Source organism: Streptomyces bicolor, assembly GCF_000719285.1.
In the GTDB taxonomy this organism is placed as follows: Bacteria; Actinomycetota; Actinomycetes; order Streptomycetales; family Streptomycetaceae; genus Streptomyces; species Streptomyces bicolor.
Map to the genome: position 1 here is coordinate 413827 of NZ_JOFS01000009.1, position 22415 is coordinate 436241.

General features: G+C 64.5%; 14 protein-coding genes. 13 read left to right on the plus strand and 1 reads right to left on the minus strand.

Translation table 11 applies throughout. The annotated features are described in order from the left end of the window. Positions 1 to 30 precede the first annotated feature (30 nt). From IF78_RS0114960 to IF78_RS0114980, 5 genes are all read left to right on the plus strand, one after another. The gene (locus IF78_RS0114960; protein WP_031477121.1) at positions 31 to 738 is read left to right on the plus strand and encodes a hypothetical protein; all 708 of its coding nucleotides are present in this window, start codon (positions 31 to 33) and stop codon (positions 736 to 738) included. Between the two features lie 41 nt (positions 739 to 779). Continuing rightward, on the plus strand, positions 780 to 1262 hold the full coding sequence (locus IF78_RS0114965; RefSeq protein WP_234439711.1) for a head decoration protein: 483 nt from the start codon (positions 780 to 782) through the stop codon (positions 1260 to 1262). A 14-nt stretch (positions 1263 to 1276) separates the two neighbouring features. Continuing rightward, the gene (locus tag IF78_RS0114970; RefSeq protein WP_031477123.1) at positions 1277 to 2326 is read left to right on the plus strand and encodes a major capsid protein; all 1050 of its coding nucleotides are present in this window, start codon (positions 1277 to 1279) and stop codon (positions 2324 to 2326) included. Further along, positions 2326 to 2625, plus strand: a complete 300-nt coding sequence (locus IF78_RS0114975) for a hypothetical protein (protein WP_031477124.1) — start codon at positions 2326 to 2328, stop codon at positions 2623 to 2625. The genes IF78_RS0114970 and IF78_RS0114975 overlap by 1 nt, the downstream gene beginning before the upstream one ends. Positions 2626 to 2693: 68 nt before the next feature. Then, the gene (locus IF78_RS0114980) at positions 2694 to 3014 is read left to right on the plus strand and encodes a hypothetical protein (protein WP_031477125.1); all 321 of its coding nucleotides are present in this window, start codon (positions 2694 to 2696) and stop codon (positions 3012 to 3014) included. 684 nt (positions 3015 to 3698) lie between these two features. Here IF78_RS0114980 and IF78_RS0114985 read toward each other — a convergent pair. Continuing rightward, a complete protein-coding gene (locus tag IF78_RS0114985; RefSeq protein WP_031477126.1) occupies positions 3699 to 4220 on the minus strand; it encodes a VUT family protein in 522 nt (173 codons plus the stop codon). 543 nt (positions 4221 to 4763) lie between these two features. Here IF78_RS0114985 and dpdE point away from each other — a divergent pair. From dpdE to dpdD, 8 genes are read left to right on the plus strand one after another with little or no spacing between them, the layout of a single operon-like run. Then, positions 4764 to 8048 carry a protein DpdE gene (gene dpdE / locus IF78_RS0114990; protein ID WP_031477127.1) on the plus strand — a complete coding sequence of 1095 codons (3285 nt, stop codon included), beginning with the start codon at positions 4764 to 4766 and terminating at the stop codon, positions 8046 to 8048. Then, on the plus strand, positions 8038 to 10638 hold the full coding sequence (gene dpdF / locus IF78_RS0114995) for a protein DpdF (protein ID WP_031477128.1): 2601 nt from the start codon (positions 8038 to 8040) through the stop codon (positions 10636 to 10638). The genes dpdE and dpdF overlap by 11 nt, the downstream gene beginning before the upstream one ends. Further along, positions 10638 to 11570, plus strand: coding sequence for a protein DpdG (dpdG, locus tag IF78_RS0115000; protein WP_031477129.1), 933 nt, complete (start codon positions 10638 to 10640; stop codon positions 11568 to 11570). Before dpdF ends, dpdG begins: the two co-directional genes overlap by 1 nt. Then, positions 11563 to 14658: a protein DpdH gene (gene dpdH / locus IF78_RS0115005; RefSeq protein ID WP_031477130.1), complete on the plus strand. Its 3096-nt coding sequence runs from the start codon at positions 11563 to 11565 to the stop codon at positions 14656 to 14658. The genes dpdG and dpdH overlap by 8 nt, the downstream gene beginning before the upstream one ends. Beyond that, the gene (locus IF78_RS0115010; RefSeq protein WP_158751380.1) at positions 14655 to 15341 is read left to right on the plus strand and encodes a hypothetical protein; all 687 of its coding nucleotides are present in this window, start codon (positions 14655 to 14657) and stop codon (positions 15339 to 15341) included. The genes dpdH and IF78_RS0115010 overlap by 4 nt, the downstream gene beginning before the upstream one ends. Beyond that, positions 15338 to 19840, plus strand: coding sequence for a protein DpdJ (gene dpdJ, locus IF78_RS0115015; RefSeq protein ID WP_031477132.1), 4503 nt, complete (start codon positions 15338 to 15340; stop codon positions 19838 to 19840). The genes IF78_RS0115010 and dpdJ overlap by 4 nt, the downstream gene beginning before the upstream one ends. Continuing rightward, positions 19837 to 20355 carry a phospholipase D-like domain-containing protein DpdK gene (gene dpdK / locus IF78_RS0115020; RefSeq protein WP_234439713.1) on the plus strand — a complete coding sequence of 173 codons (519 nt, stop codon included), beginning with the start codon at positions 19837 to 19839 and terminating at the stop codon, positions 20353 to 20355. Before dpdJ ends, dpdK begins: the two co-directional genes overlap by 4 nt. After that, a complete protein-coding gene (dpdD, locus tag IF78_RS0115025) occupies positions 20352 to 22391 on the plus strand; it encodes a protein DpdD (RefSeq protein ID WP_031477134.1) in 2040 nt (679 codons plus the stop codon). Before dpdK ends, dpdD begins: the two co-directional genes overlap by 4 nt. The last annotated feature ends 24 nt before the right edge of the window (positions 22392 to 22415 follow it).

Genomic DNA, 22415 nt, shown 5'->3' on the forward strand with positions numbered 1-22415 from the left:
CAGCGCGGGGGCGCGCTCTGGAGGAGATGTATGGTCCGGCCCCTGCCGCCTCGCCGTCCCGTCGGCCACCGCCGTGACGGGCGGCCGATCTACCCGATTCTTGGTGCCTCGTCGGAGGACGAGACGAACGACCAGCTCGACGACGCCACGGACAGCGGCGGCCAGGAGCAGCAGGTCACGGTCACCCAGGACCGGTTGGGCAAGATGCTCACCCGCGAGAAGGCACAGGGCGAACGGGCCGCGATCAAACGGCTGTTGTCCACGCTCGGGTTCGACTCCCCGAAGGCACTCACCGAGTTCGTGACCGCGCAGCGCGAGGCAGAGCAGGCCGCGCTGTCGGAGGTGGAGCGTCGGGAACAGGCGGCTGCCGAGCGGGAGTTGCAGGCTGCACGCCGGGAGGAGCTGGCCGCCGAGCGGGAGAGGGCGGCGCTTCGCCGGGCCGCGCTGGTGGCGCTCGGTGCGGAGGGTGACGACTTGGTGGACGCGGAGCGTCTGCTGGCCGTGGATGAGGAGGACGCGGACGAGGCGCAGATCCAGTCGGCGGCCGAGGCCCTGCGGGCACGTCGCCCTGAGTTGTTCGGCGGGGTCCGCGCGCTTGTGCCGGCCGCCCCCGCGGGCGCACCGGCCGGTCGCGGCCCGATCCGTACGGCCCCGGTGCCCAGGCCCGGTTCGGCTGGGTTGGAGATGGCCAAGCGCCGTGGCCTGATCCCGGAGTTCAGCGACTCCGCCGCCCGATAGTCCGGGCCTCAGACCTTGGGGGACCACGCCCCCTGAACTTCGTGGACGGCATCGCCTCCGTGGGCGGTGTGCGGAACCTGACCGCAGCGTCCATGGAGACCAAGCACATGACCATCCAGCCCGTCTCGACGTCCGAGTACACCACCGCCAACCGCGAGTGGCTGGCGTCCCTGCACGGCACCGACTCCGTCGACACCATCACCCTCGACCTCACCCTGTTCAGCGAAGGCGTGCACTACGTGTGTGGCGACGGCTGTGACCCGTACGGCCGGGTCCTGTCCGGCGTGCCGGTCGGCAGGGTCGCGGAATCCGGCCTGTACGGCCCGTACGACCCGGAGGCGCACTGCGGTCGCCAGATCCTGCGCGGCTTCGTGATCGCTGAGGCCCCCTTCGCGCCGGGCCAGACTCGGGTGCCAGCCGCGCTGCTGTGGCACGGCGCGGTGAAGGCGTCGAAGGTCCCCGGTGGCATCGACGTGTCCCAGCTCGTGTGGCACCCGCGTGCCGCGCAGATCCGCTTCGTGTGAGCGGGGGCTGAGCTGTGACGATTCAGGACCTGCTCAAGGACGTCTCGGTCATGGACCTGACGGCGTTCGCCAGGGCGATCCCGTCCCCGAAGGACTTCCTTCTCACTCAGACGATCTTCCCGACCGTGGAGATGCGGGAGGTGAAGTGGCGTACGAAGGACTCCGGCCGGTACGTCAACGTCGCCAAGTACCGGGCGTTCAACGCCTCGGTGCCGTTCGCGACCCGTGAGGCGTGGCAGACGTCCCGCGAGGGCGCGCTGCCCGCGCTGGGGCAGAAGCTCGTCGTCTCCGAGCAGGAGCAGATCCTGCTGGAGGCGTCGCACGGCTCGGATCAGGACCGGCTGATCGAGTTGCTGTACGACGACGTGGAACGGCACGTCGAGGCCATCCGGTCCCGGCTGGAGTTGGCCGCTGGCGACGTACTCGCGGACGGCCGGTTCACGCTGGAACAGGAGAACGGCCTGACGCTGGAGGTGGACTGGAACGTCCCCGCCGAGAACATGCCGGTCGCCCGGACACCGTGGTCGGAGCCGGCCTCCGACCCGATCGCGGACGAACTGCGGTGGATCCAGCACCTGGACGACATCGGCGCGCCGGAGCCGGAGCTGGTGATCACCTCCCGGAAGGCGTTCAGCTACCTGGCGGCGAACAACGCCTACCGGGCGGCCTACTACGGCAGCGTGAACCCGTCGACCACGCCGACGGCGACGCTCACTCCGCAGCAGATCAACGTGGTGCGCGGCAACTACAGCCTGCCGCCGATCCAGTTCTACAAGGCCCAGGTGCGGGTGGACGGCAAGCCCCGCAAGGTGCTGCCCGAGGACCTGTGGATTCTCGTGCCGCCGGAGCGGGAGAAGTGGGCGCAGACCATGTACGGGGTGACCGCGGAGGCCCTGGTGCTGTCGCGCGGGTCGAACCCCGAGATCATCCGCGAGGATGCTCCCGGCCTGATCATCACCCGAGGTGTCCAGGATGACCCCGTGCAGATCTGGACCAAGTGCGCCGCGGTCGGGATGCCCGTCATGCACACCCCGGACGCGCACATCGTGGCGAAGGTCCTGTGATGGCGGGCCGGGGGCGGCTGAAGGCCGCGGTCTACGTACAGGACCCGACCACGCGGGAGGAGTTGATCCTGCTGCCGGGAGACTGCCCGGAGCCGGGGGTGGCCGTGCTGATCACCAACCCGGACGCGTGGGAGGAACCGCCGGACGACTGCGACGAGCCGGAAGAGGCTGTCGTGGTGGAGAAGTTCGGGCCGTCCGGGAACAAGGACGGCGGCCAGGAGGAGACGGTCGGCACGGGCGGGGCGAGGAAGTCCCCGTCAAGGCGGGGCGCGGGTCGTTCCGCGTCCTCGTCGTCGTGACCATCTGGAGGCGGCCCGCCACCGGGAATAGCCCGGCGGCGGGCCGGACCGCGTGGAGGGAGTAGCGGGTGGACGAGTTCCAGCGGTCATGGCTGCTGGCGCAGATCGGGCCGGACACCGACCCGGCCGACCTGGAGCGCCGGTTCTTCCGACTGCGCTCGGTGCGCGCAGTTGCGCTGGAGGTGCTGGGCGAGCGGCGAGCGAAGCTCCTCGCGGACCCGCTGAAGGTCACCGTGGACGGGGTGGTGACCATGGACCTCCAGGAGAACTTGCGAGGGATCGAGCGGCATATCGAAGTTGTACGGCAGGTACCTGCGCCAGAGGACGAAGACGAAGCGAGCGAAACTCTGGCAGTGGCCAGGCTCGTGCCGACCCGCCGCTACAGATAGCGCGCGGCCCGGGGCCACGCCGGCGAGACACTGCAGCACTCCGTCTGTGCCTTCAATGACCGCCCGAAGGCCGCGGGAGCAGGCGCCCCCGCGGCCTCTCTCACGGTTCTACAGCCAAGGCCAGTGGCCCCAACTCGCCGCCCCGAGTACCAGGGACGCAACTACTGCACCTGCTGCACCTGCCACAATCGCGGGCGAGATGTACACCGCGAAGACGGTGCGGCCGCCGACCAGCAGTTGTACGTTTGCGCGCCGTACATGGGCGGACGTCGACGACGGCGCCTCCGGGCCCCAGACGTCATCCGCGGGGCCATGCCCGGGTGACTGCTGGCTGGAGCCTGTGCCATGGTGTGTACTCACCAGTTGTCCTTTCGCATGAGCACGGCCGCCGTCTCCCTGGCCGCCAAACCTGAAGAAGACGGTGGCACGCGACACTCGGTCCCCCCGGGGTCGAGAGGACACAAAAGGGCCCCACCAGACCTAGTAGGCACGGTGGGGCCCTCATTGATGACGCGACCGTATCGGAGGCATCAGGAGCGGGGCAAGTTGGCCTTGCGACTCGTGCCCTGGCGTCAATGGCCGGACGTTAACGGGGAGTTGTCCTGGTGCTGCGCGTGCACAGGTCAGTGCCACGCGACGCCCTCACCAGCACCCTCGATGACGTCGCCAACGGTGCTGAGGTGATCAGGCGCTCGCGCTCGCTGGCTTGCTGCGTCGAAGGAGGGCCAGCACGGCGATTGCAGCGAAGGTCATCCACGCCTTGCCGAGAATCTGGCCGGGCAGGTACTCGAAGGAACCGAAGGCCAACTTGAGGAAGAGGAGGCTGTCCGCCAGCAGGCCGACGGCGTTCGAGGCGAGCATCGCGATCAGCAGGCCGCGCTTCCGGAGAGGCTCGTAGACGACGAAGTCCATTGTCTCGGCCACCGCGAAGGCGGCAGCTGAGGCGCCAGCCAGCGCCGGGTCAGCAAGGAAGTACGACAGGATGGTGCCGACGGCTATGGCCGCGAGAACAGCACCACGGCCGGCGGACTCACGGGCGAGGTCCCGAAGTACCAAGGCGAGACCCACCATGTAGACGCCGGCAGGGGCGGCGTAGCCGAATCCGACGGGGACGGCTCCGAAATGGGTGACGGCGAGGTTCGCCGCGGGGATGGTGGCGACGTAGGCGACGAGGGTCGCGATACCGGCAGGGGCGGGGAGCTTCACGTTCTTCTCTCTGTGTCAGTGATGTCGTCTTTGCGCCGATACCACGCCGCGGACGGACAGCGAGGCGAGCGCCCAGACAGTACAGCCCAGGGCACTGACACTACGTACCCGGCCCCAGGCTCAGGACTTTGGCCGAGATCAAGTGCACTGTCAGAGGCATATGCGTGAACGACTTAACGCCGTGCACCCCTACACGCCGAAGCCATTTCGAACCGGCACAGGTCACGCGACCCACTCCTCGCGGTGGCACGATCGTGACGGCGAGCCTCCCTCGGCCGCGAAGCCGAGCTTGCCTCGCAGGGCAAGGTTCCGTTTCAGTCGTATTTTCTGGCGCGTCACGCGTCGCGCGGCGCATCCGATTACCCTTTTTTGTGCCGATTGGCCCGCTATGTTTACGCCAGGTAGGTGCCATCAACGACACACCCGCAATCCAATCTCGAATATGTGTGCGAGTTTCAGTAATGGTCCGTCGACCGTGTTGTCAGTGGGGGCGCCTAAGCTCGTGTCAGTTGTTAAACGAGCAGGTGGGGGGCGAGCAGAAGAATGTCTTCGGGCTTCGCGGTTGGGCACCTCGTCGAGTTCCAGGGGGCCCCTGGAATCGGACGAGTCGGCGCGATCACCGACGGCTCGCTGCGCGTGGACTTCTTCGAGTCCACGGCCGAGCCCAAGATCGAATCTCAGACCATCCCCGCTGTCGCATGCGCGCGCGTGCGGTTGAAACCTCAAACACGCGTGTTTCGCCACAACCCCAGCACCGACGAGTGGATGCCCGGTCGCGTCCTGGACGCGACCTCTGAGGGCTACTTCGTCCGGTTCCCTAACGCCGGCTACGACATGCCGGTCCGAGAATCCGAACTCCGTGTGCGCTGGAATAAGCCCGTACGTGACCCTCTTGAGGTTCTCGTGTCCGGGGGCAACGAGTCCGGGCACCTCTACAACGCGCGCATTCCTATGCTGCATAGCCTGGTCGCTCAACGCGCGGCGAGCGCGAGTACACCGGCGTTCCTGGCCGCTGCCGCCGAAATCTACCCACATCAGGTCCGCGCCGCGCTGACCGTGCTCTCGGACCCCGTCCAGCGGTACCTACTCGCTGATGAGGTCGGGCTAGGCAAGACCATCGAGGCTTCATACGTGGCCCTGCAGACCTTGATCGATAACCCGCAGGCATGTGTGACGTTCCTCGTTCCCGAGTCTCTGCGCCGGCAGTGGGTGGCCGAACTGCGCACGAAGTTCTTTACCGATGACTTCCCGAGCCGCGTAAAGGTCATCTCCCACGACTCTCCCGAGGTGTGGGAGCAGCACCTCGGACGTGATCTTCTTGTGGTCGACGAAGCCCACCAGTTGGTCCAAGACCGTGATGACACTGACCCCACCTACTGCGCACTGCGCGATCTCGCGCACTCTGCGTCGAAGCTCTTGCTCCTGTCCGCGACGCCGGTCACCTCCCGTCACACCACACATCTGGGGCTCCTGCATCTACTTGATCCCGACGTATACAAGTGGAGCGAGCGGGAAGCGTTCGAGCAGCGGTACAACGACCGGGCCGAGTTGGCCAACCACGTCCTCGGCTTGAACGCAGACTTCTATCCGCTGCTGCCGTCCACGATCGGCATCATCGAGACGCTGCTGCCCCCAGAAGACGCCCGCTTCAAGCAGTTGGCGGCCCAAGTGCTCGCCCTCTTCGGCGAGGAGGAGAACCTCCTCGACGAGTCGGAGGCGGGGTTGCGGGATCTCACAGCGCGCGTCGCTACTCTTCGGGCACACATTAGCGAGACGTACCGACTGCACCGGCGCGTGATCAGGAACCGCCGGTTGAACGTAACCCGCAAAGACAAGGACTCAGCAGCCGTCCCCTACGAGGTGCGCGGTCGCGCGGAGCCGACAAAGCTGACGGCCAAGTCCCACTCCCCGGCCGCGGACAGCCTCTTGGAATGGCAGACCCGACTGTGGGGACATCTCCTTGATGAAGAGCTTGAGGGTAAACGCGCCGACTACGCCCTGGCCCTGGCCGTGCTCGCGTCCCGTCTCGGTGGCCCGTCCGCCGACCATCTCGACGCCCTTCGCTGGCGGGTCCGCGGTGACGAAGCCGCCGCTCAGCGTGCCGGCCTGAGTGCCCGCGAGCGGTACCACCTCTCTAACGTGCCAGTGGCACCCCACGAAGCAGAGAATCTGGACAGCCTCGAATCAGAGCTCACAGACGAGGCCCGCACGTCTGAAGTCGACGACCTCATCAACGATCTTCTCCCTGCCCTGCGCAAGGGAGGACACATCATCGTCTTCTGCGGACCAGGCTCACTCGCTTCGACGCTCACCGCGCGTCTGCGCGCACGGTTCAACAAGGTCGGCTTCTTTGAGCACACCCGCAGCGCGGGCCCCGACGCATCAGAGTCGGCCACTACTGCATGGCGGCAACCCAGCAAGAACGCTGCCGTTCTCATTGCGGATGACTCTGCCGAGGACGGGCTGAATCTCCAGACCGCCCAGACCGTAATCCATGTGCGGTTGCCGTGGTCGCCCAACCAACTCGAGCAGCGTCTCGGCCGCACCGACCGCTACGTCGAGTCCCACCGGCAACGCCAGGCACCACTCCAGTTCGTGCTCACGGATGCTGAAGCGCACACCGAGGCGTGGCTTTCGCTACTCACCGATGGATACCGCATCTTCGGCGGTTCGGTGTCCACACTCCAGGACGCCATCGCGGAGGGTCTCCCTGACGTCTGGGCAGAGGCACTCGAGCACGGGCCAGAAGGCCTGCCCGGCTATTCCGAGACTGTGCAGGAGACGCTCGCCAAGGCCCTCCACGAGATCAACACCATGGACACCCTTGAGGCGATCTTCAGCACGTCCCCTCACGACATCGACTTCGCCGAGCGGCTGGCAACGTTCGAAGCCGGCTGGGACACCACCCGCAAAGCCATGCTGGGATACACCGGCGAAGAGAGTTCTGACGGGATCAAACTCCGCCACACCACCCGGAAGATCAAGGACTGCATGTGCGAGGTCTTCGACCTCAAATCGCGCACCCTCATCTCCCCCCACCTCTACGACCGACGGAACCTCACCGAGGACGCAGCCAAGGGCACGTTCAGTAGGTCCGAGGCGCTCAAAGCCCCCGGAACACGCCTGTTCCGTATCGGGAGTCCGCTCGTCGACATGCTCGCCAACGTTGTGTGGTGCGACGACCGCGGCCAGGCCACGGCCTTCTGGCGTGCAGACCCCAGCCACCGTGGCGAGCCGGAGCCCCACTTCGGCTTCGACTTCCTCGTCGAAGCCGACATCTCCTCGGCACTCGAACTGGCACTGCCTCTCGTCCGGAGGCCCCGCGACGCTGAAGCAGCATTGAGGCGCCAAGCTGAACAGCTCCTCCCGCCCTTCACGCTGAAGGTGTGGGTGCCGGCAGGAGCAGCCGAGGCCCTGACCGACAAGAACACCCAGAAGTGGCTGGATGCTCCATACAGGACCACCGACCACAACTACAACTCTGGCAACATCCAGGAGTTGCTGGACCTGTTCGACGGCCAGCCCGGATACGAAGCCTCCGCACGTGCCGCTGAGAAGGTCGCCCGAGCTGAACTCAGGCGGGTGACCAACTTGGCCGAACGGTCCGACCTGGCCCAGCAACTGGGGCAGGAGCGCCTCGCCGTCGCGAAAGCGCAGGCGGAAGCCCGACAAGCAGCTGGCCGCCTCCTGGGAGGCGAAGAGAGCTATCTGCTTGATGTCGCCATCACTGATGCGCTCGTGCAGGCACTGAGCGAACCGACGGTCCGGCTCGTTTCTGCGACCTGCTTGGTGAAGACGGGGCTCAGGAGGGTCCGTCGTGGCAACTGACAACTGGACCGGCGCCAAGACGCTCTTCGACCACCTGTCCAAGCACCGAGACCTAAAGCAACTCCCCGAACTCGCGGAAGCAAAGGGGACGTTGCGCAGGCTCCGCGATGCTCTGGCCAATACGTCCAGCGGGTGGAGGGACATTGCCTCGTTGACTCGACAGATTTTGCTCGAAGCTCAAGCACGTGAGAACACAACTGGATTCACGGTCCCGCTACTTCCGCGGCTGCCTAGTCGCGAGCAGTGGGAAGAAATGCGCTGCCAAACCGCGATTCGCGATGGTGGCGCCAACTTGTGGGTGAGCGCGCTGCCGTGGCATCCACCCGTGCCAGATGACGTCTCCCGCCTGGCGGCTCAAGAGGATCTTCGCCAGATCCATCTCGGCGAGGACTCACCGCACCGTCGCAAGCTGGAGTCGTATCCTGCTGACCCGTTCTTCACGACCGCCCTCGGTGACGATCACAGTCACTATGTGTCGAGCGGCCAGCGGCAGGCAGCCAGAGCTATCGCGCTTGCCGAACCGGGGAGCACCACGATCATCTGTCTCCCCACGGGACATGGAAAGACCGCCGTTGCGATGGCTCCCGTGCTCCTGGCGAGCATGAGCAGCGGCGTATCGGTGGTTGTGGTACCTACGAGCGTTCTCGCAGCAGACCTGGAACGGCGCGCCTTCAAGATCCTTGAGCGGTACGGACATCACAGCCCCACGCGCCGGTACGCCTACACCAGCGGGCTGTCGGACGAAGACCGGCAACAGATGCGGGACGACATCGCGGCCGGCCGTCAGCGGCTGGTATTCACATCGCCTGAGGCTCTAGTGAAGAGCCTGAAGCAGCCTTTGGAGGACGCGGCTGAGGCCGGCTTGCTCAACTACTTCGTGATCGACGAAGCACACCTGGTCGAGCAGTGGGGCAACAGCTTCCGCACTGCGTTCCAGACGATGTCGAGCTACCGCCGTATTTGGCTCAGCAAGGCCCCAGAGGGTCGGCAACCAGTGACTGTTGCGATGAGCGCGACACTCACTGGACAACAGGTCGAGACGCTCGACGCACTGTTCGCTTCGCCGCAACGGGCGAGGATCGTCTGGGCATCCCAACTCCGTCACGAGCCGAGCTACTACATCGATAGCTTCCGGAGCGAGGCCGACCGTGAGGCCGCCGTCCTCAATGCCGTCTCGTACTTGCCGAAACCGATGATTCTCTACACCACCAAGGTCGTAGATGCGCAGGAGTGGGCGGTTCGGCTTCGCGACCACGGTCTTCGACGCGTGGCCAGCGTTACTGGTGACTCCACCGACCCAGAACGTCGGGATGCATTGGAAGGATGGACCGGTAGGACCGCTGAAAGCGAGGTGGAGTCGCGGTACGACGTCGTGGTTGGCACCTCTGCCTTCGGCCTGGGCGTGGATCTCGACGACGTCAAGTCGATTGTGCACGCCTGCCTGCCGGAAACCGTGGACCGCTACTACCAAGAGATCGGCCGATCTGGGCGTGACGGAAGCCCATCCATCGCGTACCTGGCCACCACACGCAATGACGAAACAATCGCCAACAAGATGAGCGACGAGGTGGTCATCGGTGCCCTGCGCGCGTGGCAGCGGTGGGAGGCAATGTTCCACAGCCGGACTCCTGTCCAGGACCGTCACCGAGTGAGTTTGGATTCCTACCCCCCTGACATGAACGAGGGATTCCAACGGAACCGGCAGTGGAACATTCGGATCCTGAACCTCATGATGCGATCGGGAATCGTGGCGGTCCATCCACCGCAGGCGCCCGAAAAGGCTGAGGGCGAGTCAGACGTCTTTTGGAAAGCACGACTAGATCAGTTCTATGCCACGGCTGATGGCTACGCAGATGTGGAACTCCTCGACTCCGACGCTAGGAACCCTGAGAACTTTCATGACCGCTTTGAAGGCGAGCGTAAAAAACTGCTGCACAGTCGAGCTTCCGCACTCCGTGAACTGAAAGCCACTCTGCGGAGTGATCAGTGCATCGGCGACGTACTGGGCGCGTACTACCGCATCCCAGACGGCGGTGGCTATCGCCGCACCGGTATCACCTGCCGCGGCTGTCCTCACTGCAGGGCCACAGCCAAGCTGCTTCCGGCAGGCTTCTACCGACTTGCCGGAGAACCGAACCCCCTACTCCCGGCGCCCGAGAGTCACGGGCGTCTGCCCTTGACCCCGTACTTTGGGGACCGTCATTGCCTGAGCCTGTGGTGGGAAAACTCCGACGACCAGGCCTTGGCGGCGCGGCTCGTGGAAAGCCTTGTCCGCCGCAGGATCTGCGTGGTCGGAGGGCCGGGCCTGGACGGCCGTCTCCGAAGCCAACTAAGGGCAACAGCACGCACCCGCACCGTGATCACCGACGATGACGGAGTCCTCCTGTCGGACTGGGCTGGCCCTGTTATCTGGATGGCGGACCCGAACACAGACTCTCCAGGGCCTCAGATCGCTAGACGCTTCACCTGGGATGCACCGACCTACCTGATCCACCCCCGGGCTATGCATCACCCAGAACGCCGAGGTACACCACTCGTCGATGTCCACCCGGCGAACTTGTCGATCCGCCGGGCCTTGGAGGAACTCTGATGACTCTCCTGAACGTAGACGCAGCCATCCCCTCCCAGACGTGGGCGGTCGTGCGCCTTCTTACCTATTTGGGGAAGAGCATTGCCTTGGACGAGGCGCGGGCGCTAATCAGTCCTCCGTCCTTGCGTTCAGAGGACACTTCGACCAGGCCTCCCTTCGACTGCGCAATCAGTTCCCTCCAGGTCTTGGAGTTGGCGCAGGTCGATACCGACCAGCAAGAACTCTCACTGGTCGGCGCGACCAAAGATCTCACCAGCAGCGATGATCTGGAGACGTACACCTGCATCCTGCGTCGCGCAGTTCTCAAAGCGGACTACAACAAGGACCTGGGCGCCGACAACGACCCGACGGGGCCCCGGGACCTGACCCGTGCGCTGGCCTGGTTCCTCATGCACGACCCAATGGAACAACCGATTGATTGGGTCGCCGCACAGCGACTCCTGGATCAGAAGGATGGTAAGGACCGCAGACTGCTGAAGGGCGAGGTCCTTCCACTGTTCGCCAACGACACTCGGTGGCTCCGGTTCGGGTATTGGGCGACTGCCCTTGGCCTCGCTGCTGCACCTGTCTTCCGCACTGACGGCCGCGGCCCGCTAGTCCCAGACTGCACTCATGCTGTCAAGCAATCCGTGCTCGAAGTGTGGCAGGCCGGTCAACGCGTCAATGCCGTTGAGGCATTGCAGGTTCTGCGAGAGCACCTACCTGTGCTGCCTGGCGGCGCTCACTCGCTCGCGGTAGGGATCCCCAGTCCTGGTGGCAGTGCGGCCGGCACCGCACTCTCGTTTGCTCTGCTGCGTGGCCACGACGAGAAGTGGCTTCGCCTGGAGCATGACGACGACGCCCGAAAGATCCTTATGCTGCACGATCCTGAACGACCCGGCAGTCCACGCCCCATTAGCGACATCACCATCCTGGAGCCCACCGATGGCTGACTTCCGCGGAAATCTCTGCTGGGAACCAGCAGTGGCAGCCTCCACCATCAACACTGAGGCAATCAGCCCTTCGAGGGCAGTCTTCCTGGCCACTCACGCGCCGCTACGGATCAAGCGCGCCCGGATCATGGACGGGAAAGAACTCGCGATCGAGGGCGACCCGATCGGTGAGAGGTCGGTACTCAACGAGTTCATGGCGCTCCAGGCCGACAGCGGTGCGTTGCTCATGCCGATCGTCGGTGAGTCTGGCTCTGGTAAGTCACACCTTGTCCGGTGGGTGCGCGAAGAGTTGGCCCTGGTGGAGGAGGGGGCGGACCAGCGAGAGGTCATCTACCTCGAGAAGTCCAAGACCAGTCTCAAGGCTGTTGTCAGCACGCTCATCGCAAAGGCAGACAGCAACGAGTTGGCTCAACTCAAAGATGACATCAACAGATTCACTGAGGACATCGACGAGGAGTCCCTGGCAAGGCGCATCCTCAATGAACTGAGCGAGGCGCTTGAAGCCACCTCTCCCGGCTCAGAGTCACGCCCCTTGGCCCGAATGCTAGTCGGCCCAGGAAAGTTGGCAGCGATACTCCTCGACCCCCACGTCCGTGCGGAACTGCTCGCACCGGGCAAGTTCGTGCCCGAACTGGCCCACCAGTTGATTCACAATCGGCGGGATGGTCAAGCGGACCGCCCCGAGGGCTTCAGCGTCAGCGACCTTCCGCTCGACATTCGAGACATCCAATCCGCTTCGGGCATGGCGCAACGCCTGCTCGGCACCATGAGCACACGCGGCGACCTTCAAAGCATTGCTGTCGATCTTCTCAACAGGCACCTCGAATCCGCTATCAAGAGCGCCGCGAACCTTGGGGCAGGTCGGCTCCTCGATGCGATGACGCAGGTTCGAGAGGAGTATCACCGGCAGGGCAAGGAAATTGTCCTGCTCATCGAGGACTTCGCTCTCATCCAGGGAGTCCAGCGGGACCTCCTAGATGCCGTTGTAGAGGCGGCGCACCGTGAGGGCAAGACGACTCTCGCTCCAATACGCACCCTCATGGCCGTGACGACCGGCTACTTCCAATCCTTGGATGAGACAGCCCTGACCCGTATCCAGGCTGGGACAGGCTACGTCTACCACCTGGATGTTCCCTTCAGCCCGGAGGAGACGGGACGCACAGAGATTGCGTCGTTCGTCGGCCGCTACCTGAACGCTGGGCGTTTGGGCCGCGAAGAACTTGAGCGTCCAAACAATGGCGAGACCCCAAACAAATGCCTGACCTGCTCGTTCCGGACGGAGTGCCACGAGGCATTCGGCGTAACCGCTGAAGGGCATGGCTTGTATCCGTTCAACGAGTCATCTCTCGTGAGGGCCGTACACTCGACTGCAGACCAGGCCAAGCCTTGGTCCTTCAACCCCCGTGTCGTGCTGGGCAGTGTCGTGCGACCGGTCTTGGTTGAGCATGCCACTGCCATTCAGCAGGGCGAGTTCCCCGACCCCATGTTCCGGCAGCGGTTCCGGCCGACGAAGCTCGACAAGCCAGTTAGCCGTGACGTGCTCGGCTTCGTAGCCGAGCACGACCCTGCCTCTGCGGAGCGGCGAAACCTCGTGCTCGAGTTCTGGGGAGACGCCCCTGAGCACGCCAACAACCTCCACCCCACCATCCTGGATGCCTTCTCTCTGGAGCCGCTGAGCAGTGAGGAAGGGCAAAGCCCTCCGTCTGTTTCTGCCGCCGGCTCAGGGCAGGCCGATGGCGGGGTGTCGAGGCCTGATACGGGCACTAGTGGCAGACGCGACGAGCTACCCAGGGAGCTTCAGCGAATGCTGGAGACAGTGGATGACTGGGTGACCCTCGAAGGTGGCTTGGATACCGCCACCGCAAACCGGATCCGTGTAGTCGTCTCCACCGCAGTAGTGCAGCGGTACCAATGGAACTCACCTCTGATGCGGGAAGTGGGCAGTACCGAACTACGGAAGGCGGCCTGGCCAACAAAGGCGACCGTCGTTTCCATCGAGGGCGCAAAGGAGAACTTGGCCGGCGTCGAGGATGCCCCCATCACTTTCTCCCGTCGCCCGAAGGACAGTTGGTTCTTCGACAGCTTGCTGAAGGCTGATCGGGAGCTCCCGGCGCGAGCCGAGGACATCCGGCGGCTGGCGTTCCTGGCAGAGAAGCACGGCCGAGATCTCACTGCGCGGCTGCAGCGGCACATGGAGGTTACCGACGATCACCTCGTTGCGGGTTTCCGCGCATCGCTGCTTGGTGCGGCGATGGCTGGCAAGGCCTGGCCCGGAATGGCTCACTCTCAGCTCATTTCCGCGGCGCTCGATGAGGGGCAAGAGTGGCGTCGCGAGGATGGTGGAATCCGTGCACCGAAGTGGATGGACATGCTCCAGGGGCACCTCAAAGCGCGCCCCGAACTCGTGAAGCAACTCCGATATGCCGTCGGCATCGCCCAAGGCATCGGTGCGGTGAACATGGTTGACGCCGCACGCGTTCTTCCTCTAATCGACAGGGCCGCGTCCGTGTGGAACTGGGATGCCGAGACCCTGGACATCCCGAAATGGGTGAAGCCAGCCGTGACTGGGTTCGCGTCCTGGACAACCATCCTCGAGGACCAACTCACCCACCACGCAGAGCTACTCAACTCGATCCGAAGCCGTCAGCCACGTGGCACCACTGGAGTCCAGACCATGGCTGCAATCCGCGACGTTCTCGGTGCCGCACGAGAAGTGGGACTACCACTGACCGCTGAACAGACACGACAATTCAACACTCTCCTTCTGGGCGCCCAGAACGCGGACTGGAAGGCCATCTCTGCACTCGAAGATGACCTGGCCAAGGCAAGCGACGACAGCCGCGACGCTTCAACGCGCCAGCATGCCTGTGTGGTTGCGGCGGTCAAGGACCGCGGCGACTCGCTCAAACTGATTCAACAACTACTTGTTGCCAGCAACGACTGGCTTGACGCTGCTCTGGCCAGTGCCGAGTCACGCTCTAGTGGCTCCGCAGGTGACAGTGCTGCGGAAGACGTGGGGCAAATCTGTGTGGAGTGGCAGGCGCTCACCGCTGTCCCGTCCGCCGAAGACGACGGGGAGGACTGGTGACCAATTTGTCTGTGTACGACAAGGCCGTGCAGCTGCAAAACCGTGCCCGCCAGATCGCTGCAGGTGCTGTCGGGGAGAAGGAGGCCGCTCGGGTTCTGAGCCGTTCGAAGGAACTTCGCGCGGCACTGGCCGAGCTCAGAACCCAAGTGGAGTTGAGCCATACGCTTGCGGCGTTGGGGGCGGCGCACAAGCCGGATCTGTCCGGCATCGACACCGCGCGCACCGCGTTCGAGCGGAAGGCCCTGAACGGGCTCCCCAGTGACACGGTTTTCAACACGGCCAGGAAGAAGGTCCTGGATCTCTCGGGAAAACTCAAGGGTGACAACAGCACGGCATGGGCCACCTGGGCTACGGCACAGGTCGCCAACCTTCCCCTGGCCCGGATCCCCATGCTCTCGCGCGACGAACGCGAGGCCGCGCGCAGCCGGGAGAAGGAACTCCGACAGGCGGTGGCAACGAAGAACCTGTCCAAGTCGGACGTCACTCTCTTCACCAGCACGTACGGCCTCCTCGCGGAGTCCCTCCAGGACAAGAGTGATCCCCCCAGCGAACTGTTGGAACTTCTGAAGTTGCTGGAGAAGCGCCCCAGCCCCACGCTCCGCGACATCACAGATGCCGACATTGCGCTGCTGCGCCAGTTCGAGATGGACATCCACATCACCCTGCAGAGGACCGGAGCGTGACAGAGCAACTCAACGTTCGCTTTGCGAACGAACTCCTGAATCACCTGGAAAACCGCGAACTGCCGCTGCTGTCCTGGGGCGTCACGGAGACTGCGCTTTCCCAAGCCGAGGTGATAGAGACCATCGACAGTCTCTTGCACAGTCACGAGGATGCCCCGGCCGGCATGTCCGCTGATTCTGTGCTGGAGGAGTTCCTGCTCCGTGCCTTGCTGTTCGAGGTGCCGGTGCCGGTGACGTCGCCGCCGCGGTATCGCACCCGGCTGGCGGAGTCACTCAGGCTCACGACTGGTCTTCGGCAGCTCTTTGCCCGAGGTGGGTGGGCGCAGGAGGAACGTCCTGGTTGGTGGCAGCATCAGCGGCGCCTCGTCGCTGACTATCGGCTGCACGTCGCGCCGCGACGCTACCCGCGCCGAAACATCCCGGCATCCGAAGCACTCCGCGTCCTCGCACAGCTTCCGCGATGGGGTGAGGTACAAGAACACGTAGCAACAGCCCAATTGCAGGGCCGTGAACTGGCACGCTTCCAGTTGGATGCCACCCGTTCCGTATTCGCCTCGCTCAACTCTGAGCGGTCCAAGGGGATCATCGTCGGAGCTGGTACGGGTAGCGGTAAGACGCTCTCGTTCTACCTGCCGGCCTTCGCAGCAATGGCGGAACACGCGCGCCCTGGGGTGGCAAAGCGCGTTCACACACTGGCGCTCTATCCGCGCAAGGAGCTCCTGCGCGACCAACTGCGAGAGTCGATCCGGTCTGTTGACGACATCGCGCAGGCGTTGCACGAGAGCAGGCGACGTCCTATCCGTGTCGGTGCGCTCTACGGTGATACCCCATGGAATGCTCGGGATCAGAGGCTGGAACCGAACTCACGTCACACCACTGCCTGGAAGCGCACTCCCCGGGGCGTCGTGTGCCCGTTTCTGCCATGCCCCATCCCTGACTGCGGCACTGGGGAGCTCCAGTGGACAGACGAGGACCGCCAGCGTGGCCGTGAGCAACTGAACTGCACTAAGTGCGGCTACGTCCTGAATGACGGGCGTCTCGCTCTCACCCGGGAATCCCTCAAGAAGAACCCTCCCGATTTGCTGTTCACCACAACGGAGATGCTGAACCTCTGTAGCGGGGACAGCTATCTGGAGTGGTTGCTCGGCTGGCGCGGCAGTGACTCTGCTCCCTCCCTCGTGCTCCTCGATGAGGTCCACACCTACAGCGGGCTTCACGGCGCGCAGGTGGCACTCCTGTTGCGCCGCTGGCGTGAGGCAGCCCGCCGTCCCATGACGTTCGTCGGTCTCTCCGCGACTCTTCGTGACGCGGACAAGTTCTTCGCTCAACTCGTCGGTCTTCGTCCGGTCGATGTCGACCCGATTGAACCGGCCGACGAGGACATGACGTTCGAGGGGCGTGAGTACGCCGTGGCACTCCGCGGCGACCCCGTGTCGGGAACAAGCTTGCTGTCTACGTCGATCCAAACGGCCATGCTCCATGGCCGCTTGCTCGACCTGGACAAGAGGCAATATCTGTACGGCTCTACGGGCTTCCTGTTCACGGACGATCTGGACGTCACCAACCGCTTCTACAACGATCTCCGCGATGCGGAAGGCGGGCAGAATCGCGCCGGCCGCCGTAACGGCCGCAAGCCCGTGCTTGCCGGCCTGCGCTCCTCTGAACGTGACGAGCATGCTGCCCGCTACCTGGACGGTCAGTCGTGGGACATTGCCGAGAAGGTCGGGCATGACCTCGACCCCACCCTGCAACTGCACCACCTGCATGTTGGCCGTACGTCCTCTCAGGACGTCGGGGTCGACCACGACGCGAACCTGACCGTAGCGACGGCCTCCCTCGAAGTCGGCTTCAACGACCCACGAGTGGGCCTGGTGCTCCAGCACAAAGCGCCACGTGACGCAGCAGCGTTCATCCAGCGCCGAGGGCGCGCTGGCCGAGAGCGCGGCACAAGGCCAATGACCGTGGTTACCCTCTCGGACTACGGACGGGACCGACTCGCATACCAGGCGTACGAGACCCTGTTCGCGCCTCAGGTGCCTGCACGAAGCCTGCCGATCGGCAACCGCTTCGTACTCAAGATCCAAGCCACCCAGGCCCTGTTGGACTGGGCAAGCCGCAAGCTCCGTTCCAAGAAACTGTGGGCCAACCCTCGAAAGATCCTCAAGGCCCCTCCGGGCCATGTCGTGCGCAACGAGGACCGTCCCGGCCACGACATGCTGGCATCCCTGCTGCAGGCGATCCTCGACAAGCCTGATCTCCAGGACGAGCTTGCCCAGCACCTGGGGAGAGCTCTGCAGGTCAGCGTAGACGAGGTACAGGCGCTGCTGTGGGAACAGCCCCGATCACTCCTGCTGTCTGTCGTTCCCACGGCGCTGCGGCGCCTTCGCAGCGACTGGTCATTCCAGCGCATCGATCCGGGCGCGAAGGAAGGTACTCTGCTCCCCGAGTTCATCACGCGCTCACTCTTCGATCCGCTGAATCTGCCGGAGGTCGAACTGCTCCTGCCGTTCAATACGAACGACACGTTGGAGCAACTGCCGATCGCCAGGGCGCTACGCGAGGCCGTACCAGGGCGCGTCAGCCGACGATTCGGGCACCGCCGTGATGAGCACCGCACATGGCTCCCAGTTCCACCCGCCGGCAGCAGCACTCTGCCGCTCCCCCAGATCGTGCAGCACGCTGATCCCGAGGGAACCTGGCATCCCGATGGGCATGCACCGGAAGGACTTCAGGTCTTCCGGCCCACACAGTTGAAACTGGAGCAGCCAGGCCAGGAAATCTCCGACCGATCGCAGGGCCTCCCCATTTGGGGTACTCAAATCGTTGTGTCCGAGGAGGCCCCTCCGGCCTCAGCGGACATTCCTAACCCGTCTCTCTGGTACGAGCGCGTGCAGGCCGTCCGCTTCGCCACACACGCTGCCGGCAATCCCATCGAGATGCGGCGCATGACCATCGGCGCCGATTGCCAGGTGGCGCTCGAACGCGGAGAAGTCGAGACACGCAAGGTCTACTACGAACTACACGGCAAGCCAGCTGCGCTCGGCTTCCGGCTGGGTGTCGACGCTGCACAGATCCTGCTCAGGCCCCTGAATACCTCGGAAGCTGTGGTCAGGGAGTACCTGTCGTCTCCGCAGTGGCGGTCACTCGCGTTCTCGTACACCTTCGCCGAGGATCCTGCTCTCGAGGACGTCGCGAACAAGTTCCAGCGTGCGTGGCTCAGCCAGGTCTATCTCACCGCCTTCGCGCTCGAAGGCCTCAAGGGTTCTCGTACTCCTGGGGAGATCCGAGCAGCACTCGCTAACGGAGCGTGGACTGGGGAGTTGCCTCGCATCCTGAGCGTCCTCTACCGCGACAACAGCGACCCCGACCACGCTGTCGAGAATGCGCGACTGGTTCAAGGGCTCACGGACTTGCTGCGCGACGCACGGGTTCTCGCCGCCGTTGACCGTGCGGCCGAACACCTCGTCGATCCGGATATTGCTGCCCGGACTGAGGACCTGGCTCAGCGCGCCTATCGCGACACGGTGGCCGCGGCGATCCTCGCTGCCGCGCAGCGAGCCTGCCCCGACTCACAGGACGGGGACTTGATCGTCGATGTGGCGCCTGGTGCCACCAGCAGCGACCCTTCTGTCGTGTGGCTCAGTGAAACCTCTGTAGGGGGACTGGGTGTTGTAGAAAGCCTGGTGCGCTTCTACGGGGAGGACCCTCGCCGCTTCTGGGCGCTTGTCACCAGTGCGTTGGCCCCAAGCGACTACGAGTATGTAGACGCCACGCTCACCCGGTTGCTCCGTCACCTGTCCGACGAGCCGGGGGGAGATGCCGCAGAAGCCATGCGCGCACTGCGAGGAGCCGAGGATGCCGAAGCGGCCCAGGAGGCCCTGAACACTCTCCTATCCGCGTGGGAACAGTTGGACGGCCGTCCGCGTGTCACTGCGGTCTCAGCGTTGTCGGCCCGCCTCCTTCGGCCAGGGTCCGGACCCGATACTGACGCGCAGGCTCTCGCCATGGTGGACGCGTGGGCGGAACTGGAGCAGAGGCTCGGTGTTGAGGTCGACGCGAACGTCATTGCCTTCGCGGTCGGCGACAAGCAACTGAACGTCGGCGGGAACAAGCGGCTGACAGCCGACCAGGCCTTCAGCATGCTTTGGCCTCGCGGACGGCAGGCTCGTACGCAGGACCTTCAGCACTACCAGCCCTATGCCGACACGCCAGTGCTGGATCGCCTCCTCGTGCGCGAGGCTCACAACGACCGTCTGCCCGAAGTGGACGTCACGGCGAGCGACTGGGTCTTTGCCTATCAGAAGGCCATGACCGATAGCGGTGCCGCAGAGCTCGTCTGTCCAGCAGGCGAGTCGCAGGCCCTGGCGGAAGCCCTGGTCCGTGTGCCGGCGCTGCCGGTGGACCGGGATGTCCTGCGGGTCCACGGGGAGATCCGTGGCTACGCCAGGCATCGAGATGAGCTCCGTGTGCGTGTGGAGTTGCGGGAGGCAACCCAGTGAAGGATCTGACCAGGACCGTGCGCACAGGTGCACGTACAGGGCTGCGCATCGACTCGATGCTGTCCGCGGCGCTGATGGCAGAGATGCTCAGCCCGAGCCACGACTTGTGGTTGGTCTCGCCGTGGATCACGGATGTGCAGGTCATCGACAACAGTCACGGCACCTACGACGCCTTCTTTGGCGACGTTCCGCCCAGCAGTTGGCGGCTTTCAGACGCCCTTCTACGCATCGCTGGAGCCGGGGCCCACATCCACGTGGTCACGCGCCCGGACCCTCACAACGATGCGTTCCTGCGTCGGATCGAGGCCGCAGAACTGGACCGAGTGCATGTCCAGCGCGACCCCGACGTCCACGAGAAGACCCTGTGCGGGCAGGAATGGATTCTCACCGGGTCGATGAACTACACGGTGCGCGGTATGGCGAAGAACGATGAGTTGGTCACCTACAAGGTGGGCGGGCCAGATGCCGGTCAGGCGAGGCTGGACCTGGCTCAGCGGTGGAGGAGTGGCTCGTGACGCAGACCCAGAATCAGCAGCGAGAGGCTCTCGAAGGGTTCTTGCACCGATTCTTCGGCCCAGGAAACGGTGTCTGGCCGAACCTCGATCCTGACTTCCGCTACAAGGACCGCACGCTGCCGTTCGTCGAAGCCATTCGACGCGGCGACGACGCGCCCGTAGTCCTTCCGCGCGTCTATACGGACCGCGATCGTTTCGTCGTGTACGTCATTGCCCGGGAACCTGGCGAGCGTGCCAAAACAGCCGAGTTGATCCGCGCATTCGCTGGCCCGACGTACATCGCGTATGACGAGCAGGTTGGGATTCAGCCCGCCTGGCTGGACCCTGATGATCCCATCGAGCAGGCCATCCGCGATTTCGCTGGCGATCGGACCACTTTCCGTCTGGAGACGGGGCGCACGCTTGAGCACCGCCTGAACCTGGCCGGGGCCCTGGAGTTGATGCAGAGGACCGAGGCTCGGCGTCCTCCCAGGATGTGGCGCGTGGCCAAACCGATCGGCCGGCTCCTCGCCGAGTTCGACGCGTCGCTCTCCGCGGGCGCTGAGGCCGCCTCGAACGTGATCCTTGAGCATCTAGCGGCGGCTGGTGGTGTCACCGCAGCCAACCTCGCAAACCTGAGGATCAAGCGGCTTGACCGGCTCGGCCGCAGTGAGGAGATTCTCCAACTCCCTGAACTGCCTGACGCCGTCCGGCAGGACCCTCCCCTCCCGGTCAAGGAAGCAATCTTGACCGCTGTGTACGCGGCGTTGGAGGAATCTCTCGCAGAGGGCGACCTCTCATCGGCACGGGCGAAGCTCCAAGAGCGAGGCCGCTTCGTCCCTGCCCTGCTGGATACCGATGCGGGCAGGCTCGGCGCTCAGGCCGTCGCTGTTCTTCTAATGGCGGCCACCATCCTTGAGGACCTGCCTGCTCTGCGTCGTCTCGTGAAAGCCGTTCGGAGCGCAGATCGCATCGGCGAACTGCCCCCGCTGGTCTGGGAGGACGCTCAACGCGTTCTTGCTGAAGGCGTTGGCGAGGAATCACCTCCCGTCGTGGCAGAGCCCGTGCCGCAAGTTCCTGAAGACGATGGGTCGAAAACGATTCCGCCGATCGACTCCTGGCCTGCCTTCCTCGCGGCCGTAGCCGCGGGCAGCCGTGCAGGCAAGTCAGCAGTTGAACAGCGCAGTTGGACTGCGTGGGCTCCACCCGCAGTCCATGATGCGTCCCTCGCCAAATTCCTGGACGGGCTGGAGAATCAAGCTGCTGAGGAGGCCTGGCGAGCGGTTGGAGCGTTCATTGACGCCGACGGATATGTAGCTCCCGCCGGTCTGACCGCCCATGCATTCATTCGGAACGCGGTCGCCTTCGACCGGTTCGGCCCCGGCGACCTCGCCGCGCTCCAGGCCCTCACAGAGATCGCACTCCGAACCGGTCCTTCGGCGCACACCTACGCCGAACTTCTCGACGAGATCGGCGCCTACAGCAGTCGATGGGTCTCACCTGAACGGGCATCAATTGCGCTGGACTTCGTCGACCGGCTGTTCTTGGTCGCCTGCCCAGACGTGGACGCTCGCAGCAAGCTCGCATACAACCTGCTGGAGCCGCTCTGGCGGCATCAAGGACGGCTCAACGAAGCTGATTTGGCGTTCGCCAAGCGTCTCTCAAGGGAACTCGGTGTCGTCTTCTCTTGGCAGGACCGGGTCGGCTCCGACGACGATGAGCGTGAGCTGTCGCTCTCAGACCTGCCGCCCATGAAAGTGCTGCTCTACTCCCTGGACGACGCTGTGCTCACGCGCTGCGCCGAGGAGATCAAGCAGCTTGCCCCCGCAGTGGACACCGCAAAGGCTAGCGATCACGTCGGCAGTGCTCAGCTTCGACAGAAGGCACGCTCCGCTGACTTGGTCGTTATTGCGACGCGCTGCGCGAAGCATGCGGCGACGGGCTTCATTACGCAGCACGCCCGTACCGAGCACATCCACTACGCGGACGGCAGCGGATCGGCGTCCATGCTGCGAGCAGCAGTGGCCGGTCTCCGAGCAGCCGCAGTAGACCACTAACGCACTGGTGGTCTCCCTGATCTT